This is a genomic window from Barnesiella sp. An55, assembly GCF_002161555.1.
Classification (GTDB): Bacteria; Bacteroidota; Bacteroidia; order Bacteroidales; family Barnesiellaceae; genus Barnesiella; species Barnesiella merdipullorum.
The window spans coordinates 104,221-124,560 of the sequence record NZ_NFHZ01000003.1; the positions used below are offsets into that span (position 1 = coordinate 104,221).

At 54.8% G+C, this 20,340-nt stretch carries 13 protein-coding genes; 11 read left to right on the plus strand and 2 right to left on the minus strand.

Annotated features, from left to right (window positions below):
- Positions 1 to 84: 84 nt before the first annotated feature.
- Together B5G10_RS02775 and B5G10_RS02780 are read left to right on the plus strand one after the other, a co-directional pair.
- Positions 85 to 1,089, plus strand: coding sequence for an acyltransferase family protein (locus B5G10_RS02775; protein ID WP_158098759.1), 1,005 nt, complete (start codon positions 85 to 87; stop codon positions 1,087 to 1,089).
- A 108-nt stretch (positions 1,090 to 1,197) separates the two neighbouring features.
- Positions 1,198 to 2,694, plus strand: a complete 1,497-nt coding sequence (locus tag B5G10_RS02780) for a family 10 glycosylhydrolase (RefSeq protein ID WP_087423250.1) — start codon at positions 1,198 to 1,200, stop codon at positions 2,692 to 2,694.
- A gap of 98 nt (positions 2,695 to 2,792) precedes the next feature.
- Here B5G10_RS02780 and B5G10_RS02785 read toward each other — a convergent pair whose 3' ends face one another.
- Positions 2,793 to 4,670 carry an AAA family ATPase gene (locus B5G10_RS02785; protein WP_087423251.1) on the minus strand — a complete coding sequence of 626 codons (1,878 nt, stop codon included), beginning with the start codon at positions 4,668 to 4,670 and terminating at the stop codon, positions 2,793 to 2,795.
- A 429-nt stretch (positions 4,671 to 5,099) separates the two neighbouring features.
- Here B5G10_RS02785 and folK point away from each other — a divergent pair, with 429 nt between their 5' ends.
- Both folK and metK read left to right on the plus strand, forming a co-directional pair.
- Positions 5,100 to 5,576: a 2-amino-4-hydroxy-6-hydroxymethyldihydropteridine diphosphokinase gene (folK, locus tag B5G10_RS02790; protein WP_087423252.1), complete on the plus strand. Its 477-nt coding sequence runs from the start codon at positions 5,100 to 5,102 to the stop codon at positions 5,574 to 5,576.
- 287 nt (positions 5,577 to 5,863) lie between these two features.
- Positions 5,864 to 7,186, plus strand: coding sequence for a methionine adenosyltransferase (gene metK / locus B5G10_RS02795; RefSeq protein ID WP_087423253.1), 1,323 nt, complete (start codon positions 5,864 to 5,866; stop codon positions 7,184 to 7,186).
- Positions 7,187 to 7,301: 115 nt separating this feature from the next.
- Here metK and B5G10_RS02800 read toward each other — a convergent pair whose 3' ends face one another.
- Complete coding sequence (locus B5G10_RS02800; RefSeq protein WP_087423254.1) at positions 7,302 to 8,132, minus strand: phospholipase A; 831 nt, start codon at positions 8,130 to 8,132, stop codon at positions 7,302 to 7,304.
- Positions 8,133 to 8,384: 252 nt separating this feature from the next.
- Here B5G10_RS02800 and B5G10_RS02810 point away from each other — a divergent pair, with 252 nt between their 5' ends.
- The 7 genes from B5G10_RS02810 (at position 8,385) to B5G10_RS02840 (ending at position 20,329) form a co-directional block, all read left to right on the plus strand.
- Entirely contained in the window at positions 8,385 to 9,455 is a 1,071-nt protein-coding gene (locus B5G10_RS02810; protein ID WP_087423256.1) for a DUF4369 domain-containing protein, read from the plus strand.
- Between the two features lie 35 nt (positions 9,456 to 9,490).
- Positions 9,491 to 11,032 carry a YifB family Mg chelatase-like AAA ATPase gene (locus B5G10_RS02815; RefSeq protein WP_087423257.1) on the plus strand — a complete coding sequence of 514 codons (1,542 nt, stop codon included), beginning with the start codon at positions 9,491 to 9,493 and terminating at the stop codon, positions 11,030 to 11,032.
- 319 nt (positions 11,033 to 11,351) lie between these two features.
- A complete protein-coding gene (locus B5G10_RS02820; RefSeq protein WP_143241038.1) occupies positions 11,352 to 11,777 on the plus strand; it encodes a hypothetical protein in 426 nt (141 codons plus the stop codon).
- A gap of 58 nt (positions 11,778 to 11,835) precedes the next feature.
- A complete protein-coding gene (locus B5G10_RS02825) occupies positions 11,836 to 13,242 on the plus strand; it encodes a CotH kinase family protein (RefSeq protein WP_087423259.1) in 1,407 nt (468 codons plus the stop codon).
- 185 nt (positions 13,243 to 13,427) lie between these two features.
- Positions 13,428 to 16,043 carry a DNA mismatch repair protein MutS gene (gene mutS / locus B5G10_RS02830; protein ID WP_087423260.1) on the plus strand — a complete coding sequence of 872 codons (2,616 nt, stop codon included), beginning with the start codon at positions 13,428 to 13,430 and terminating at the stop codon, positions 16,041 to 16,043.
- Positions 16,044 to 16,055: 12 nt separating this feature from the next.
- On the plus strand, positions 16,056 to 17,312 hold the full coding sequence (locus tag B5G10_RS02835; protein ID WP_162612474.1) for a peptidase U32 family protein: 1,257 nt from the start codon (positions 16,056 to 16,058) through the stop codon (positions 17,310 to 17,312).
- 2 nt (positions 17,313 to 17,314) lie between these two features.
- On the plus strand, positions 17,315 to 20,329 hold the full coding sequence (locus tag B5G10_RS02840; protein ID WP_087423262.1) for a tetratricopeptide repeat protein: 3,015 nt from the start codon (positions 17,315 to 17,317) through the stop codon (positions 20,327 to 20,329).
- Positions 20,330 to 20,340: the final 11 nt, after the last annotated feature.

The following is a 20,340-nucleotide window of genomic DNA, read 5'->3' on the forward strand; positions in this document are numbered from 1 at the left end:
GTTTTTGAAACAAGATTTACAAACAAGGAGTCACAGGATTGAATAGCTATGGAGGCCGGAGCTCGAGCAATAGAGGATAGAGGAATGTCTCGCACGCAGGGACGCAGTTCGAATATCGAGTTGTTGAGAATTGTCTCGATGTTCCTCGTTTTGATGATTCATTATATTCCATCCCGGCCGGTCCCGACTGGCGAGACCCTGGTTCACGATACGCTCGGGACGCTATTTACACTCGAGTTGCGCAGCATTTGTTTCGTATGCGTCAACTGTTTTATTCTCATCTCGGGCTATTTTGGTATTCGTTGGCGGTTGAAGTCATTTGCCAATTTGCTGTTCCAGATTTTCTTTTGGGTTATTGTCTGTCCGTTGGCGATGGCTGCGATAACGGGTTCGTTCGAGTTGGGTGGACTCTTGCGCGCTTTCTACAACGGTTCAACCCGCTGGTTTATCGAGGCTTATATAGGCCTGTATGTGATAGCTCCGGTATTGAATAGCTTTATCGAGAAATCTACCCGGCGGGAATTGGGCCTTTTTATCCTGGCTTTTTACCTTTTCGGTACCGTGTGGGGTTATGTGGGACAGGCGGTCGATTTCAATCGGGGCATGAGCGTAATCAGTCTCATGGGTCTCTATTTTATAGGCGCTTATCTGCGTGAAAACCAAGAGGGTGTATTTGCTCGGCCGGCATGGTTTCATTTGGCCGTTTATCTGGTTACCGGCTTCGTGATGGTGGGGATAGCTGTTGCAGGGCTGAAGGCGGGTATCTCGAAGAGTCCTCACAGCTTAATCAATCCGTTGATTATTCTCGAGTCGGTGGCGCTGTTTCTCTTTTTCAAGCAGTTGAATTTGGGCTCCATTGCTTGGATCAACTCTGTTGCGGCTTCGGCGTTTGCTGTCTATCTGATTCACATGGACAGCACAGTCAATCCCTATTATAAGGCGGCCTGTGACTACATCGAGGCACATTATTCGCTGTCGTTCCTTTATACACTCGCGTTTTTGATAGGGGTGTTTGTAGTCTCGGTTTTGGCCGACAAGGTGCGTATCGTAGTATATCGCCTCACCGTGCAGCGGTGGCTGAAGCTTTAAGTCTGTTTCTCCATATTCTGAATTAAGCTACGCCTCGGCAAAGCCCAAATAAATTTGGTTTTGCTCTCGGCTTGCACTATCTTTGACACAGAAACAAAATTCAAGACAATGAAACTTAAAATTTATTTATCGCTCCTGCTGCTTGCCTGCCTGGGTAGCAGTCTGGTTCGGGCCGACGAGCACCCGAAGCGGGAGTTTCGTGGGGCCTGGATTCATACGGTAGGGCAGAGCCGTTATCGGGAGATGGATCGGGACTCGATGCAGCGCTATTTCAACCAGATGTTGGACAGCCTTCAGCACATAGGTATCAACGCGGTGATTTTCCAGGTGCGTCCCACGGCCGATGCTTTCTATCCGTCGCAACTGGAGCCTTGGAGCAAATACCTCACCGGGAAGCAGGGCGAAGCGCCCAACCCCCTGTGGGACCCTCTGCAATATCTTATCGAACAGTGCCATGTCCGCAACATGGAGTTGCATGCCTGGCTCAATCCCTATCGGGTGGGGACGGTCTCGAGTGAACCGCTGGCGCCTTCGCACATCTATTATAAACACCCCGAGTGGTTTGTCCAGTATGGCAAGCAACTCTATTTCGACCCGGGATTGCCCGAGTGCCGCGAATTTATCGGTAAGGTGGTCGATGATATCGTGACTCGCTACGATGTCGATGCCATCCACATGGACGACTACTTCTATCCCTATCCCATTGCGGGCAGCGAATTCCCCGACGACAACAGCTATGCCCGTTACGGCAACGGCCTGGAGCGGGGCGACTGGCGTCGTGAGAATGTCAACTTGCTCATCAAGGAGTTGAGTGGGATTATCAAGACCCGCAAGCCGTGGGTACGTTTCGGCATCAGTCCCTTCGGGATTTACCGGAACCAGAAGAGTGACCCCGACGGCAGCGCTACCAACGGCCTGCAAAACTACGATCAGCTTTATGCCGACGTGTTGCTGTGGACTCGCAACGGTTGGGTGGACTATATGCTGCCGCAACTTTATTGGGAGATAGGCCACAAGGCGGCTTGTGTCGAGACGCTCATCTACTGGTGGAACAACCATGCCAACGGCCGTCACCTCTACATTGGGCAGGATGTGGTGCGCACCATGAATGCTACCGATGTGAATCCCATCTACACGCAATTGAACCACAAGATGCAGCTGAGCCGCTACCTCGACCATGTGGGTGGTAACTGTTTCTGGCCCGGCTACTCGTTGCTCGAGAACTACAAAGGCATTGCCGACGACTTGCGCAACTATTATCATGCCGTGCCGGCCCTTATTCCCGCCTATACCTTTATCGACAGCGAGGCCCCCGACGAGGTGAAAGGCCTGAAGGCCCGTTGGACCCCCGACGGCTACGAGTTGCAGTGGAAACGGAAAGATACCAAAGACGAGATGCAGAAACAGATCTATTTCTGTGTCTATCGGTTTACACCCAGCGAGAAGATCAATCTCTACGATACCTCTCATCTGGTCACGGTTACCCGCGACACCCGCTATCGGCTCCCCTATGTGCGGGGCACACGCGAGTATGTCTATGTGGTCACGGCTGTGGATCGCATGCACAACGAGAGCGACGGGAAGAGCAAGAAGGTGAAACTGTAATCGGTTCCGTCCGATTCGCCATTACGACGGTCTGTCGTCCAGGAGGCTGCCCCTGTTTACGGGGCAGCCTCTTTTTTTGGGGGAGACAGCGTGCAGCTTCAGGCCCTGAACCCGATGGGCATGGGCAGGATTGTGCGGGGGCCGGAAGAGCTCGAGAGCCACTCTTCGGCCCGGTCGATATCGGCGGCTACAATCGTGCTGAGCAGAGCCCGGTCGGTGCAGTCGTGGCTGTTCATGGTCATGATGCGGCGCGCCATGTTTTTGACGATACCCTGCTCGACCAGGTTGTGCACCCAACGCCCGTTTCCGAAGCCGGTATCGGGGTGGGCGACCGTTCGACCGATGATTCGGGTCAGCCGTTGGTCGGCCTCACGGGTGAGTACAAATTCACGCTCATGAAGAAGTTGGCAGGCAATTGCGTGCAACTCGTCGGCCGAGTAATCCTCGAAGTGGAATTGCAGGGGAAAACGCTCCTTCAACCCCGGATTCGACCGAAGCAGGGTTTGCATCTTCTCCTCATACCCCGCCAGGACGATAATCATATCGGGGTGAGGTTCCGACAGCACCGGGAGCAAGGCGTGGATTACCTCTTTGCCAAAGTCGTTCGACTCGCGGTTGTGGCTCACGAGCGTGTAGGCCTCGTCGATAAACAACACGCCACCCCGGGCCTGCTCCAGTATCGCCTGGGTACGCTGCTCGGTTTGGCCGATAAACTCGCCTACCAGTTGCGAGCGACAGGTCTCTACCGTGTGTCCGTTCGAGAGCAGCCCCAGATGGTGATAGATCTCACCTACCAGTCGGGCCACCGTTGTTTTGCCCGTGCCCGGATTGCCATAGAAGATCATGTGGTAGCGGTCGTCACTCTCTGTGGCCAGCCCGAGTTGCCGACGCTCCCGGGCGAAGCGAGCCATCAGCCAGGCATCCCGCATGTCGCTCTTCAGGCGGGAGAGCCCTATCAGTTTCTCCAGTTTTTCGATAGCCACGCAGGGGGTATCGACACTCCCCTTGTTCGGGAGTGGGGTGCTGTGACGGTCGGTCGCGAAGGGGTATGATGCAACTGGCTCGTTGTCATCGTTGCACATAGGGACTTCGGGATCGTTCGGTAGTTCGATCTTTGAGCGGTCGTCAAACAGGTCGCCCAAGGCCGGAATGTATTGCAGCAGGAGGTCGATATTTCGCTCGGTCCCGTAGAAGATACAGGGTAGCGCTCTCGGACTCCTGAGCCAGTCGGCCAGCAGGTCGAGCATATTCTCGGCCGAGTCGTCGTCGCCAATTCGTTCCACCTGTATTACTACCGCCTTTTTCCCTTCGAAACTCTCTTTTAACCGCGACCAGCCCACGCGACCCGTGAGCAGGTCGTTGAGCGAGAACCGGCAACAAGCCTTCGGGGTATTGTCGGTGAGACTGGCTGCCAGGATATCGGTAGCAAAGGTTGCAGCCCGACTCTCGGTGCCCGACACGACCCAATGAGGCATCGGGTTGGGCGTCGTGGCCCGATGGTACAGTTGCTCGATCAAGTTTCCGATGATGGCCGGTGAGACCCGCTCCTGTTTCAGGCGGCACCACCAACCTTGGTAACTCAAGTGGTTGACGAAGAAGAGTTGCTCGGGGTGGTCGGTCGCCGCTTCGAGTTCGACCCCTGTCCACCGTTCATAATTGGCCGTGAGGGGAAACGAGGCATACCATCGGGGCTGTCCGTTGCAATAGAGAAACAGGTGGCAGAGAGGTTCGTCCCAATAGCTGTCGGAGTAAAGGTTGAGCCTTATTTTTCGGGGCGGTTTGCGACCGTTGGGCTTTTGCCACACGCCGCAGCCCAAAAGTTGATAACACTCCGAATAGACTCGTATCGACCACTCTCGAGTGTCGGCTATGGGAGCATCCGAGGCAATTTCGGCCACCAGCAGGTTGCAGGCATATTCGGGTCCGCTGCACGATTCGTCCAGCGAACGCATGATTCGTAACGTGAGATTATTCATAACAACAAATGATTTGAAGGTGAAAAAATGAGAAAAAGAGATTGTGTGCTGCCCTCTTCGCCTCACGCGAAAACGACAACTGAACCACGCTCGTTTCCCAGGACGAAACGAACGTAACTTTTCCGATTACGTCAAAGAACGCAACAGTCCGGCCCTCCCGACAGGCAGATACAGTTACACGCTGCTCGCCCCGCTATGGAGCAAACAGGCTGTACAGACTTGTTGCATACTTCTCTTTGACAATCATTTGTTGCATATGATCAAAGGACAAAAAACGACTGTCGCAAACAACAGCCGCTCGGCGACAAAGATAAACTATTCGTCAAAGACCGCCAATATTTCTGCTCTTTTTTCGCGAAAATTTAGAGAAAAGATTTTTGCAAAAAAGCCCCTTTTTGCTATCTTAGTAGCGCAAAAAAGCATAAAACCATGGGGAAACGAGTATATCTGGGCTTGGGCTCAAATCTGGGAAATAAAGAGCAAATCATCAAAAAAGCCATCGACCGCATAGGCAATCGGGTGGGCCCGGTCGTAGCCGTGTCGTCGTTCTACAAAACCGAGCCCTGGGGATATCAGTCGGTACACACCTTTTGCAACGCGGCTATGGCGGTCGATACCGACCTCTCGCCCGAGGAGGTGCTCCTGACCGTGCAGTCCATCGAACGGGAGTTGGGTAGCAAGGATCACCGCAAGAGCGATGGCAGCTACGCCGACCGGCTTATCGACATCGACCTGCTCGACTATGACGGCCAGGTGCTCGACACCTATGCCCTGGTACTGCCTCACCCCTACATGCACAAGCGCACCTTCGTGATGGAACCTCTTGCCGAGATAGCCCCGCAGTGGCTGCACCCCGTGCTGGGCAAGACGGCCACCGACATATTGGCCGGCTTGAGAACTCGATAGCCGAAGGGGCGGCATGTGTCTGGTCTGCCCCTGTCATGCCGGCGGGATGATGTGTGCGAAATCATCGGCAAAAATTTGGTATTGCCCAAGGTGTGTATTATCTTTGCCGCGCAAATGCAAAAACTGTGGAAGGATTTGGCTGCTTGCAACCACGAAAAAAAATGCTAAAACTGCGTTACGGGGTCTCGCCGAGGCCCGTCCGGCTTTATCAAAATCATTTTACTTTTGTGGGTTTTGCAGTCTTTCTTCCTTGAAAAAGAGATATTTACTATTTATTCAAGAGAGAAATGAACTATTTGTTTACCTCGGAATCGGTGTCGGAAGGACACCCCGATAAAGTGGCCGATCAGATTTCGGACGCTTTGCTTGACGAGTTTCTGGCCTATGACCCCAACTCGAAAGTTGCTTGCGAAACCCTTGTGACGACCGGGCAGGTCGTTTTGGCGGGCGAGGTTAAGTCGAATGCCTATGTCGATTTAATGGAGGTGACCCGTCGGGTCATTCACCGCATTGGATACAATAAGAGTTCCTACAAGTTCGATGCCGATTCGTGCGGCATCTTCTCGGCCATTCACGAACAGTCGGCCGATATCAACCGGGGCGTGGAGCGTGCCGATGCCATGGAGCAGGGGGCCGGCGACCAGGGTATGATGTTTGGCTATGCCTGCAACGAGACCGACAACTACATGCCGCTCTCACTCGACCTGTCGCACCTGTTGCTCATCGAGTTGGCGGCTATCCGGCGCGAAGCCTCGGCCATGACCTATCTGCGCAAGGGGCGGGTGACGTCGTATCTGCGCCCCGACTCGAAGTCGCAGGTGACCATCGAGTATAACGAGAAGAACGAGCCGGTGCGTGTGCACACGATTGTCATATCGACCCAGCACGACGAGTTCGTGACTCCGGTCGATGGCTCGAAAGAGGCTCAGGATGCTGCCGACCGTGAGATGTTGCAGACGATTTATAACGATGTGAAAACGGTGCTTCTGCCCCGTGTCATTGCCCAGTTACCCGAGCGGGTGCGTGCCCTCTTCGACGACCAACTGGTGTTGCTGGTCAACCCCACGGGCAAGTTTGTCATTGGCGGGCCTCACGGCGATACGGGTTTGACGGGCCGCAAGATTATTGTCGATACCTATGGGGGCAAGGGAGGCCACGGAGGTGGAGCCTTCTCGGGCAAAGACCCCTCGAAGGTCGATCGGTCGGCTGCCTATGCCGCCCGTCACATTGCCAAGAACCTGGTGGCTGCCGGTGTTTCGGATGAGATTCTGGTACAGGTATCCTATGCCATCGGTGTGGCCGAGCCGGTAAGCATCTATGTAAATACCTACGGCAAGTCGCATGTGGCCATGAGTGATGCCGAGATTGCCCGTCGCGTGGGCGAGATATTCGACATGCGTCCCCGGGCTATCGAGGAGCGTTTGAAGTTGCGCAACCCCATCTATGAGGAGACGGCAGCCTATGGTCACATGGGTCGCAAACCGCAAACGGTGGTCAAGACCTTCACGTCGCATTACAACACCGAGCCGGTGGTGCGCGAGGTGGAGCTCTTTACCTGGGAGAAACTCGACTATGTCGATACGGTGAAGAAGGCTTTCGGCCTCGACTAAAAAAGTCTCGATTTAAGAAATCAAACGAAGGGTGTACCCGCGATTTTTGAGCGAGTGCACCCTTCGCTCGTTTCTCGCCGTAGGCCTTGCCGCTTCTTGACAGAGGCGCAGGCTGTCAAAAGTTGCTGAAGTTTTGTGGCTTGATGACAAACCCGATGCGTAGTCGGGAGTGGAATTTGTTGTAGTCGAGCAGCCCCTCGCCATAGCCGTTGTAGTATTGCAGAAACAGGTATTGGTTCTCGTTCTTGAAGAGGCGGGCGCTCAACTCGATAACCGTGTTGAAATTGAAGTTCCAGCCGCTGCGTTTGGTAAGGATGACCGAGGCGCCGAATCGTCGGTTGTCGCTCAAGTAGCTGCCTGCCAGTTGGAAGATGCCGCAATACTTGAGTATGTCGCGGTTGTTGCCGCTGTCGATAATGGGAATCCAAGTCTTGAACTGGAGCTCTATGTTGTGATCGACCGCCAGGGCCCCCATGAACGATACCTTGTTCCAGCTGCGTGACCAGATACTGTCCTTCCCGTTCGATTCATGTTCGACAAGTAGGGTGATTTGCCCGATGAACCGGTCGTGATAGATAACCGGGTGGGTGAGACCTATACCCGGGTTGAAGTTGAGGTCGTACATGGGCAGAGACTGCTGGAATACGTTCCAGAAAGCCTTTTGGGTATAGGTGATGAACAGATAGGTATCGAAGGGCAGCTTGCTCTTGGTGAGTCGCTGGCTGATGCTCAACTGGAATTTTACATCGGAGTTCTGCCCGGTAGGTTTCGCTCCCAGGGTGGTACCGCCAATGAAGTAGTTGTCTTTGAAAAGAGAGAAGTAGGGGCGTTTGTCAAGCTCTGCGCGCACGCTGTCGGGGTTGTATTTGGGTACATTGCTGCGTATCTGTGCGCCGGCAGCGACAGCCAGAAGGAGCAGGGGGAGGAGGATGGCAAGTCGTTTCATAGACAAGGTATCAGATGTTTTGCAAATATATTGAAAGTCGGAGGCAAAAAACAAGTAATCCCGTAAATTTTACAGGCCCCCGTTTTATACCCGCAAAAGTAGGTCAATTTGAGTGTGTCGTGTAGATAAAAAGGGCGGTCATTTTGTTCTTTTTTTTCAGAAAGTTCGGTGCCGTTTATGGGTTTTAGAGCGATAAAGTTTGGCTTCTCCAGCAAATAGAGTACATTTGCAAGAAAAGAAAAAAGGTTTTGCATGAGTAAGATAGGCGCGATTCTGTGTGTATGCGTGCTGCTGTTGAGTGGTTGTGGCGGCAATAGCAACGAGTTTTCGGTCGAAGGCACCCTCAACAATCTGGGCGGTCGTCCCCTCTATGCCGTTTATCAGCTCGAGAGTGGCATTGTGGTCGATACTCTCAATCCGCAGAACGGATATATCTCGTTCAAGAACTCCTCGCCCGAGCTCATACCTATCCAATTCTACTATTTCGACAAGACTCCGTTCATACAGCTCTACGTGCAGAACGGCGACCGCATCGAACTGTCGGGCGACGGGCAAGACCCGTTTGGTCTCAAGGTGAAGGGCAGTGCGCTGAACAAGGAGTTGTTTAAGTTCAACCAGGAGAATAAAGAGCTGTTGCAGACCTGGATGGCCGAACGCAATGCCTCGGCATCGGGTTCGCGCACCCGTCGCTACGAGCAGTTGTGCCGGGAGCTTCAAGGGGTGGTAGCCACCTATGTGGGCAAGCATCACGATTCGCCCGTGAGTGCCATTCTGTTGAATGACTATCTGTTGGGCGAGGCCGATGAGGCTTCTTGCGACTCGCTCATCGGGTTGCTCGACGAAGGGGTACTTGCCGGTGGCGCAGGGGCTCCGTTGGTCAGCTATCGGGAGTTCAAGGCCGAGTTGAAGAAAGACTCGGTGCTGCCCTATCTCTCGCTGGTGACGCTGGCCGATACCAACCTGGTGATCGATGCCCAGAAGGCTCGGGCTACGCTGCTCTGTTTCTGGGCGGCCGAGACAGCCGGGAGCCGCCAGTATGAGAACTTTTTGAATCAGATGACCGCTCGGGACGATTCGACCCTGCAGGTTATCGACATATCGCTCGACCGCGACAGCGCCAGGTGGCACAAGGCTGTGGTGGCCGATACCACACGTTGGACCCGCCTTTGGGCCAAAGGGGGCTACCTCTATCCCGGGGTGAAGTGGCTGCAGATACATCGCCTGCCCTACCTGATGGTGGCCGATTCGGCCGGTCGTGTGGTGGCGCGCGGGCTTCCGCCCGACTCGATGCGGGTCTATATCGACCGCTTGGTCAAACCATAGCCGATTTGTGTGACACGAAATCTTAATCTATTACTATGTTGGTGAAAGTGTTTGGAGCAGCCGTGCAGGGCATCGACGCCCTGGTCGTCACCATCGAGGTGAACTGCTCGCAGGGGATTCGTTTTTTCATGGTGGGGCTGCCCGATGCGGCGGTCAAAGAGAGCCACGAACGCATTGTCTCGGCCGTAGAACACAACGGCTATAAATTTCCACGACGACAGGTTATCGTGAATATGTCGCCCGCCGATATCCGCAAGGAGGGGGCCGCCTACGACTTGCCTCTGGCCGTTGGTATTCTCGCCAGCGACGGCAAGATAGGGGTCGATCGACTCAACGACTATATGCTCATGGGCGAACTTTCGCTCGACGGGTCGGTACTTCCCATCAAAGGAGCTCTGCCTATCGCCATCAAGGCGAGAGAAGAGGGCTTCAAGGGGCTGATTATCCCCAAAGCCAACGTGCGGGAGGCTGCCGTGGTCAATAATCTGGATGTGTATGGCGTGGAGAATATCACCGAGGTGATACGCTTTTTCAACGGGGAGCTCGAGCTGGAGCCTACCGTAATCGATACCCGGGCCGAGTTTTTCAAGGAGTGCAACCACTTCGACCTCGACTTCAGCGATGTCAAGGGGCAGGAGAGTGTGAAGCGCGCCTTCGAGGTGGCCGCTGCGGGTGGGCACAACATCATACTCATAGGGCCGCCGGGAGCCGGCAAATCGATGATGGCCAAACGGTTGCCGTCGATACTGCCGCCACTCACCCTGCAAGAGGCGCTCGAAACAACCAAGATTCACTCCGTAGCCGGCCGTATGGAGCGGGGCAGTTCGTTGTTGTCGCAACGGCCATTCAGGGCACCCCATCACACCATCTCGTCGGTAGCGCTGGTGGGTGGAGGTTCCTATCCCCAGCCGGGCGAAATATCGCTGGCACACAACGGGGTACTCTTTCTCGACGAGTTGCCCGAGTTCTCGCGACAGGTGCTCGAGGTGATGCGACAGCCGCTTGAAGATCGCAAAATCACCATCGCCCGGGCCAAATACTCTATCGAATATCCCGCCAGCGTAATGCTGGTTGCCTCGATGAATCCTTGTCCCTGTGGCTATTACAACCATCCCGACAAGGAGTGCATCTGTAGTCCGGGAGCCATTCAGCGCTATTTGGGAAAGATATCGGGCCCGCTGCTCGACCGCATCGATATACAGGTCGAGATTGTGCCCGTGCCGTTTGAGAAGATATCCGACACCCGCCCGGCCGAGTCGAGCGAGGCAATACGTCGGCGAGTCATGGCCGCTCGTGAAATTCAGGCCGCTCGCTTTGCCGAGTATCCCGGCATCTATTGCAATGCCCAGATGACCACCCGGCTGCTGAACCGCTATGCCGTGCCCGATGCCGCCGGTCTGAAACGTCTGAAGGATGCCATGGCCCGTTTCCACCTCTCGGCCCGGGCCTATGACCGCATTTTGAAAGTAGCTCGCACCATTGCCGACCTGGAGGGGAGCGAGGCGGTGCAGGTGCAGCACATCAACGAGGCGGTGAACTATCGCAATCTCGACCGCGAGAACTGGGGCGACCGTTGAGGCGTGCTCTTCTCGGGGGGAGAGAAATCTTGAGCGTCCAGGGAATCACTCTCCTGTATGGGTGAAATGAGCCCTCGACATCAATCGGGTGCAGGGGAGTTCCAAGGCTCGGAATGAGCAAGATGGATAAATTGTATAAAAATTAATTTGTTTTAAGAAAAATGTTTAATTTTGCCGCGAAATAATGAAATGGGTGCTCCCGCATAGGAGTCGATGCAATTGAGATATCCTTAAATTTATAGACAAAAACATAAATCCAATCATAATATTAACGATGAAAAAAGTATGCTTGTTGGGCATATGCTTATGCCTGAATTTTATGCTGTACTCCGAGACCTTGAAGAAGGTAATCGACGTGGAGTATAAGGACAATACGATAGCCAGTGTGGTATTGTCGCCCGATTTGACGATGAAGTTCGTCGATAATGCCCTCGTGTTTGAGAGTGCCGACTCCAACGAGAGTTTTGCGCTGGCCGATATATCGGGGTTCCGCTATACGAAACGTGCCATTTCGAGTGTCGATGAGGTGACGGGCGAATCGTTTATCGTCACGGCCGACGAGTTGCAGATTGCCGGTTTGCCCGAAGGTACGGTTGTGCGGGTTTACGATTTGAAGGGAGTCATGGTCGCCGAGAGTCGGGTTGACGGGCTCTACCGCCTCGAGTTGGCACAGTTGCCCCATGGGGTCTATGTCGTGAACTATCGCGATGTATCACGCAAAATCATGGTCAACAAGCGGGGCTGATGATTCCCGGTAGAGAGTTAAATAAACAATTGTCATACAAGTAGTTCAATATATACACATGAAAAAATTATTCCTCCTTCTCCTGTTGCTCCCGCTGTTGTCGTATGGTGAGCAACCAGATCCCTGGCTTCACATCTATCGCAACGATGTCAACTTTCACTCGATAAAGGCCGAGGAGATTACCAATATGACCCACCACCTCTCCGACGATGATTCGCTCGACAGCCTCATCGTCAACACTCAGGAGGGGCGGTTACCTGTGGCACTCTCCAGCATCGACCGGTGCGAAGTGGGTAAGAATGTGCCCACCGTATATATAACCATTCCCGATTATCCCGATTTGACCGAACTCTACGACAAGGAGTTGTATCTCAGTGCCATGATCAGTATCGATGGCAACGGTGTCGTCGATGACCTGGAGCCTACGGCCGTTTCGATCAAGGGTAGAGGTAACAGCACCTGGAACTATGTCAAGAAACCCTATCGGTTGAAGTTCGACAAGAAAATCGCTATTTGCGGTCTGGCCAAAGCCAAGAGCTATGCTCTCATTGCCAACTACATCGATTGTACCCTCATGCGCAATGCCGTTGCCCTGAAGCTGGGCCAATTGCTCGAGATGCCTTATACCAATCACTGCCAACCGATAAGAGTCTATTTCAACGGTATTTTCAAAGGGGCCTACTTCATCACCGAGAAGATAGGTATCACCGGGGCAAGTGTCGATATCGACGAGGAGAGCGGTATCTTGTTTGAGATGGATACCAACTTCGACGAGGCCTATAAATTCTGGTCGATGTATTACAACCTCCCCATGATGGTAAAGGATCCCGACCTGAGCGAGATAGCTGAGCTGAAGGGGGTGACTCCCGAGTCGTTGTTGAGTACCTGGGGCGATGACTTTACCGAATTTGAACGGAAGGTGTATGAAGGCGAAGACCTCTCAACCAGTCTCGATATGGAGTCGCTTGTCAACTACCTGCTTGTCTATAACGTGTGTGGCAACCGCGAACCGGTGTGGCCCAAGAGTGTCTATCTCTACAAAGCCAATGCCGAGGATGTCTATCACTTCGGCCCCATCTGGGATTTTGACTGGGGATTTACCTATAACGACGGTGTAGAAAACCAGGTGACCACCCTGCCTATGTTGGACACGTTCGATTATCCGCAATATGGTGGCCCGTTCTTGAAGAGCATCGCTACTCGGCCCGAGTTCAAGGCTCTCTATAAAGAGAAGTTCGACAACTTCAAGGCCAATCTGCTGCCGCAGCTTCTGGACTATATGGACCAGTATGCCGACGAGATTGAGCCGTCGGCCCTGGAGAATGGCTTGATATGGTCTGTAGAGCCGGGAGTTACCGAAGGTTCGTTCAACTTCAGAGAGAATGTCGAGAAGCTGAAAACGTGGATACTCGACCGTGTAGAGTTTATCTCGAACGACCCCAACTACGGGTTGTACAGCTATTGATCGGGCACACCCGGGGAAACGGCCGGGTAAGCCGGTCGCCCCGAGTCTCGAATAGAGCAACGCCTTTTATCCTTTTCACGAAGCGATAAAAGGCGTTTACATTTTTTTAATTTCACAAATTCGGTCGAAACCCTTATCTTTGTTTCTCTTAAACAGTAGTAAACAAGAAGATAAAGAAATATATCGTGGCCAAGGAAATTGTTGAAACTCCGCTGATGAAACAGTATATCGAGATGAAGGCCCAGCATCCCGATGCGATACTGCTTTTCAGAGTCGGGGATTTCTATGAGACCTTTTCGGAAGATGCCATCGTAGCATCTGAGATTCTGGGTATTACGCTTACCCGCCGGGCAAACGGCGCCGCGCAGTATGTCGAGTTGGCCGGTTTTCCGCACCATGCTCTCGACACCTATCTGCCCAAGTTGGTGAGGGCCGGCAAGCGGGTGGCTATCTGCGAACAGCTGGAGGACCCCAAACTGGCCAAGAAGCTGGTGAAGCGGGGCATTACCGAGCTGGTGACTCCGGGTGTGTCGATCAACGACACGATACTGGATCATAAGGAGAATAATTTTTTGGGTGGTGTTCACTTTGGGAAAAACAACAAGGTGGGCGTAGCCTTTCTCGATATATCGACCGGCGAATTTCTGGCGGCCGAGGGCGACTATGACTATGTAGATAAACTGCTGGGCAACTTCTCGCCCAAAGAGGTGCTGTTTGAGCGTACGAAACGGAAACTCTTCGAAGAGCACTTCGGGAACCGTTTCTTCACTTTCGAACTCGACGACTGGGTCTATACCGAGGATGCCGCGCGTGATCGGCTGTTACGCCATTTCGAGACCAAAAACCTCAAGGGATTCGGTGTGCACAATATGCCTTGTGCCATCATTGCGGCCGGGTCGCTGCTCCACTACCTCGACATCACCCAGCACACACACATCTCGCACATTACTTCGCTGGCTCGTATCGAGGAAGAGCGGTATGTGCGCCTCGACAAATTTACGGTGCGCAGCCTCGAGCTGATAGCACCTATGAACGAAGGGGGCAAGAGTCTGCTTGATGTTATCGACCGCACCGTCACCCCCATGGGAGCCCGTATGCTCAGGCGGTGGATTATCTTCCCTTTGAAAGATGTGAAGCCCATCGAAGACAGGCTCAACGGGGTGGAGTTCTTCTTCCGCCATCCCGAGGTGCGCGAGGTCATCGACCCGCAGCTCGATACGATAGGCGATATGGAACGGCTCATCTCGAAGGTGGCCGTGGGGCGCATCTCGCCCCGCGAGGTGGTACAGCTCAAGGTAGCCTTGCAGGCGATAGAGCCCATCAAGGCCGTTTGCGAGCAGAGCGACGAGCCGGTGTTGCAGCGCATAGGCGAGCAACTCAACTGCTGCGCGAGCATACGCGACCGCATCGAACGCGAGATTGTGCCCGATGCCCCCAACGTCTCCAACCGGGGAGGCATCATCAGCAAGGGGGTCAACGCCGAACTCGACGACCTGCGCGAAATCTCCACCTCGGGCAAAGACTACCTGCTGCATGTGCAGCAGCGCGAGAGCGACCGCACGGGTATCCCCAGCCTCAAGGTGGGTTACAACAACGTGTTCGGTTACTACATCGAGGTGCGCAACACTCACAAGGACAAGGTGCCGGCCGACTGGGTGCGCAAACAGACTTTGGTAAATGCCGAACGATACATCACTCAGGAACTCAAGGAGTATGAAGAGAAGATACTCGGGGCCGAGGAGAAGATTCTCTCGCTCGAAAGCCAGCTCTTCAACGACCTCGTTCTGGCCCTGGCCGATTATATTCCGGCCATCCAGCTCGACTCGACCTTGATTGCCCGACTCGACTGCCTGTTGTCGTTTGTGAAGGCGGCTGTCGAAAACCATTATATCCGACCCGAAATCAACGATTCGCTCACCATCGATATCAAGGAGGGGCGTCACCCCGTCATCGAGAAGCAGATGCCCCCCGGCGAGAGCTACATCAGCAACAGCGTGGAGCTCGACAACGACAAGCAGCAGATTATGATGATTACGGGTCCCAACATGGCCGGTAAGTCGGCCCTGTTGCGGCAGACGGCGCTCATCGTGCTCATGGCGCAAATCGGTAGTTTCGTTCCGGCCGATGCGGCCCGCATCGGCGTTGTCGATAAGATATTCACCCGTGTGGGAGCTTCGGACAATATTTCGCTGGGCGAATCGACCTTCATGGTCGAGATGACCGAGGCGGCCGATATCCTCAACAACCTGTCGGAGCGCAGTCTGGTACTCTTCGACGAGTTGGGGCGCGGCACCAGTACCTACGACGGCATTTCCATTGCCTGGGCCATTGTAGAGCACATTCACGAGCATCCCAGGGCACGGGCCAAGACCCTCTTTGCTACCCACTATCACGAACTCAACGAGATGGAGCGCACATACAAGCGCATCGTCAACTACAACGTGTCGGTCAAGGAGATTGACAACAAGGTGATATTCCTGCGCAAGCTGGTGCGGGGAGGCAGCGAACACAGTTTCGGTATCCATGTGGCCAAGCTGGCGGGTATGCCTCAGAGCATTGTCAAACGGGCCAACCAGATATTGAAGCAGCTCGAGTCGGAGAACCGGCAGACGGGCCTGGCCAAACCTACGGCCGAGATTGCCTCGTCGCGCGGTGGTGTGCAGCTGAGTTTCTTCCAGCTCGACGACCCCGTGCTCTCGCAGGTGCGCGACGAGATTCTGCGAACCGATATCAACAACCTCACCCCTGTCGAGGCGTTGAACAAACTGAATGAGATAAAAAAGATAATCACCGGGAAATAACAGTGATTCATGATGAAGAGAAGCGATTTTGAAATTATGGCGCCCGTGGGGTCCTACGACTCGCTGGCCGCCGCCATACAGGGAGGAGCCGACTCGATCTACTTCGGTATCGAGGGGCTCAACATGCGTTCCCGTTCGTCCAACAACTTTACCATCGACGACCTGCACGAGATTGTGCGCATCTGCAACGAACACCATATCAAGAGTTACCTCACCGTCAACACCGTCATCTACGACGACGATATCGCTCTGCTGCATCGTATCATCGATGCGGCCAAGGAGGCGGGACTCACGGCCGTTATCGCCAGCGACGTAGCTGCCATGACCTATGCTCGCGAGGTAGGAGTCGAGGTGCACCTATCGACCCAGTTGAATATCTCGAACACCGAGGCATTGCGCTTTTATGCCCGCTTTGCCGATGTGGTGGTGTTGGCCCGCGAGTTGAATCTGGAGCAGGTAACCCACATCCACGAGGCCATCGAGTGCGACCACATCGTGGGCCCGGGCGGAGAGCCGGTGCGCATCGAGATGTTCTGTCACGGCGCTCTTTGCATGGCCGTCTCGGGCAAGTGTTACCTGAGTCTGCACGAGATGAACGCCTCGGCCAATCGGGGTGCCTGCATGCAGATTTGCCGTCGCTCCTACGAGGTGAAAGACAAGGAGACGGGCGATGAACTCGAGATAGACAATGCCTACATCATGTCGCCGAAAGATTTGAAAACCATCCATTTCCTCAACAAACTCATCGATGCCGGCGTGCGGGTATTCAAGATCGAGGGGAGGGCCCGGGGTCCCGAATATGTGCGCACCGTAGTCTCGTGCTACAACGAGGCCATCGATGCCTATCTGGCCGGCGATTTTACCGACGAGAAGATAGCCCGGTGGGACGAACGGCTCGCTACGGTCTTCAATCGCGGTTTCTGGAACGGCTACTACCTGGGTCAGCGGTTGGGCGAGTGGACCCACAATTATGGGTCGGCAGCCACCAAACGCAAGGTCTATGTAGGCAAGGGGGTGAAATACTTCTCCAACCTGGGCGTAGCCGAGTTCCTGCTCGAGAGCGGGTCGTTGAGCGTGGGCGACGAAGTACTCATCACGGGGCCCACGACCGGGGCGCTCTTCCGCAAGGTCGAAGAGATACGGGTCGATTTGAAACCGGTCGAGACTGCTGTGAAAGGCGATCGTTTCTCGATGCGGGTCGATGAGAAGATACGTCCGTCGGACAAATTGTATAAATGGGTTGACAGTTCGGAACTTAAATCAAAATAACTATGTTCAGGAAACGAGCAATTGTGATATGTCTGGGAATCGCCTGTGCGGGGTCGCTCTCGGCCTCCAAACCGGGGGTGCCGGTTTATAACGATTACCGGGCTTTGATAGAGCGAGGCATCTCTCTTTTCGAGGAGCAGAACTATGTGGGTTGTGCCGATCTCATGCAAGAGGCTTGTGCAGGCGATCTGCCGCGTGAGTTGCGCGAGACGGCCGACTGGTATCTGGCCCTGGCCGAGGCCCGCAACCACTCGTCGCAGACGGTGAGCCGCCTGACGGCTTTTCTGCGCGAGTATCCCGAGTCGTCGCACACCTTGCAGGCCCGGTTGGCTTTGGCCGACTATTACTACGACCGGCAAGAGTATGACCGGGCTCTGGAAGCCTACCGTTCGGTCGATGTGAGTCTGCTCACCGGCGACGAAGAGGATAGTTGGGGCTATCACACCGCCTGCTCGCTGTTGAAAACCGGCGATGCCGGGGCGGCCAAACCTCTTTTCCAGATTCTCGTGGCGAAAGATAAATACCGGGTAGGAGCCACCTTCTACCTGGCCTACATACAGATGAACGAAGGCGACGACCAAGCCGCTTTGAGCAACTTTGCCAAGGTCAAGGGCGATGCTCAATACGGCTATTCGGCGCGGCTGCACATGCTGCAAATCTATTTCAAGCAGAAATGGTTTGCCCAGGTATTGAGCGAGGGGAAAGAGTTGCTCTCTCACCCCATGGCCGAGGCCGACGCCTATACCGAGCTGCTCCGTCTGCTGGGCGAGAGTGCCTACCAGGAGGGCGACGACCAGTCGGCCACGACCTATCTCGAACGCTATTTGCAGCGCTGCGGAACCCCCGAGCGTTCGTCGCTCTATGCCTTGGGTATCATCGCCTACCGTCGGGGCGAGGATGTGCGCACCATCGACTATCTGAGCCGGGTTACCGGCCCCGACGATGCTCTGTCGCAGAATGCCTACCTCTACATCGGCCAGGCCTATCTGCGGGCAGGCGACAAAAACAATGCCCGCATGGCTTTCGAGATGGCCTCGCAGGGCACCTACGACACGCAGGTGCGCGAGACGGCGCTCTACAACTATGCCCTTTGTCTCTATGATCATTCGGCCTCGCCGTTCGACAACTCGGTGGGGGTATTCGAGCGTTTCCTCAACGAGTTCCCCGACTCGCGCTATGCCGATAAAATCAACGACTATCTGGTCGAGGTCTATATGACGACCCGCAACTACCGGTCGGCCCTGGCCTCAATCGAGAAGATACAGCGTCCCGACAGCAAGATATTGGCTGCCAAACAGCGCATCCTGTTCCAGTTGGGAACCGAGGCCTTTACCAACGCCCGCATCGATGAGGCCCGGCAACTCTTCACCCAGGCCATTGCCGTGGGTAACTACGATGCCGACATACGGGCCAAGTCCTCGTTCTGGCTGGCCGAGTGCCAATACCGCCAGGGACAGTACGGAACGGCTGCCCGCAACTACTCGACCTACCTCTCGAGTTGCAAAGACAAGAAGAGCGAGATGTATGCCCTGGCTTGGTACGACTGGGCCTATTGCCAGTTCAAGCAACATAACTTTTCGCAGGCACTCGACGGCTTCTCGCGTTACCTCTCGGCCCAGTCGGGCGCCGATAAACGCCTGTTGGCCGATGCCTATGCCCGCACCGGCGACTGCTATTACTACGCCCGCCGGTATGCCGATGCCGAGCAGTATTATGGCCGGGCCCAGCAGACCGATGCCTCGAGCGGCGACTACGCCCTCTTCCAGAAAGCCTTTATGGCCGGGCTGCAAAAGAACCAGGAGCGCAAAATCGAATTGCTCGATCAACTCATTGCCCAATATCCCCGCTCGAGCTACCTGGCCAATGCCTGGTTCGAGAAGGGGCAAGCCTACTCGATACTCAATCGCACCGACGAAGCCATTGCCAGCTATCGCCAGTTGATGGCCAGCTATCCGCAGAGTGCAGTGGCCCGCAAAGGCGGCCTGCAACTGGGTATGATCTACTTCAACAGCGGGCAGACCGACGCCTCGATTGCGGCCTACCAGCAGGTTATCGAGCGCTATCCCACCAGCGAAGAGGCCCGTGTGGCCGTGGCCGACCTGAAATCGGTCTATGTCGAGAAGGATGCCGTCGATGCCTATGCCGCTTACCTCAATCGTGTGGGATTGGCCGAGCAGGCTCCGGTGGCCGAACTCGACTCGCTCTCCTACATGGCCGCCGAGCGCACCTACATGACGGGTAAAGGGGTGGCCTCACTCGAGAAATACCTGCGCAACTATCCCTCGGGAGCCTTCGGCATACCGGCCAACTTCTACGTGGGGCAGGCTGCGTTTGCCGCCAAGGAGTATGACAAGGCCCTCACTTCGTTTGACTATGTGGTAACCCATGCTCCTGATGGCGAATTCGCCGAGGAGGCACTGGCCCGCAAGTGCGAGATACTCTATGTGAACAATCGCTACGACGAGGCCCTCGAAGGCTTCAAGGCTCTCGAGAAGAAGGCTACCACCAGCGAGAACAAGCAGGCGGCCTGGCTGGGTATGTTGCGCATTGCCCGCAACAAGCAGCAGTATGACCTGGTACTGACCTCGGCCGAAGGTCTGTTGGACGAGAGCAAGTTGTCGCCCGACTTGCGGCAAGAGGTACTCTTTGCCCGGGCCGATGCCTATGTCCACACCCAGCAGGGCGAGAAGGCTGCCGCCGATTGGACGGAGCTCTCGCAAGACACCCGTTCGCTGTACGGCGCACAAAGTGCCTATCTGTTGGCTCAGTATCAGTTTGACAACAAGGCCCTCAACAACGCCGAGAAGACCTTGAACGCCTTTATCGACAAGGGCACTCCCCACAGCTATTGGCTGGCCCGCGGCTTCCTGCTCATGGCCGATATCTATGAGAAGCGGGGCGAGACCTTCCAGGCCCGGCAATATCTGCAAAGCTTGCGCAACAACTATCCGGCGAGCGACGACGATATCATGACCCGCATCGACGAGCGTCTGGCCCGGTTGGGTAAAACAGAGTAAAACGATTCAAT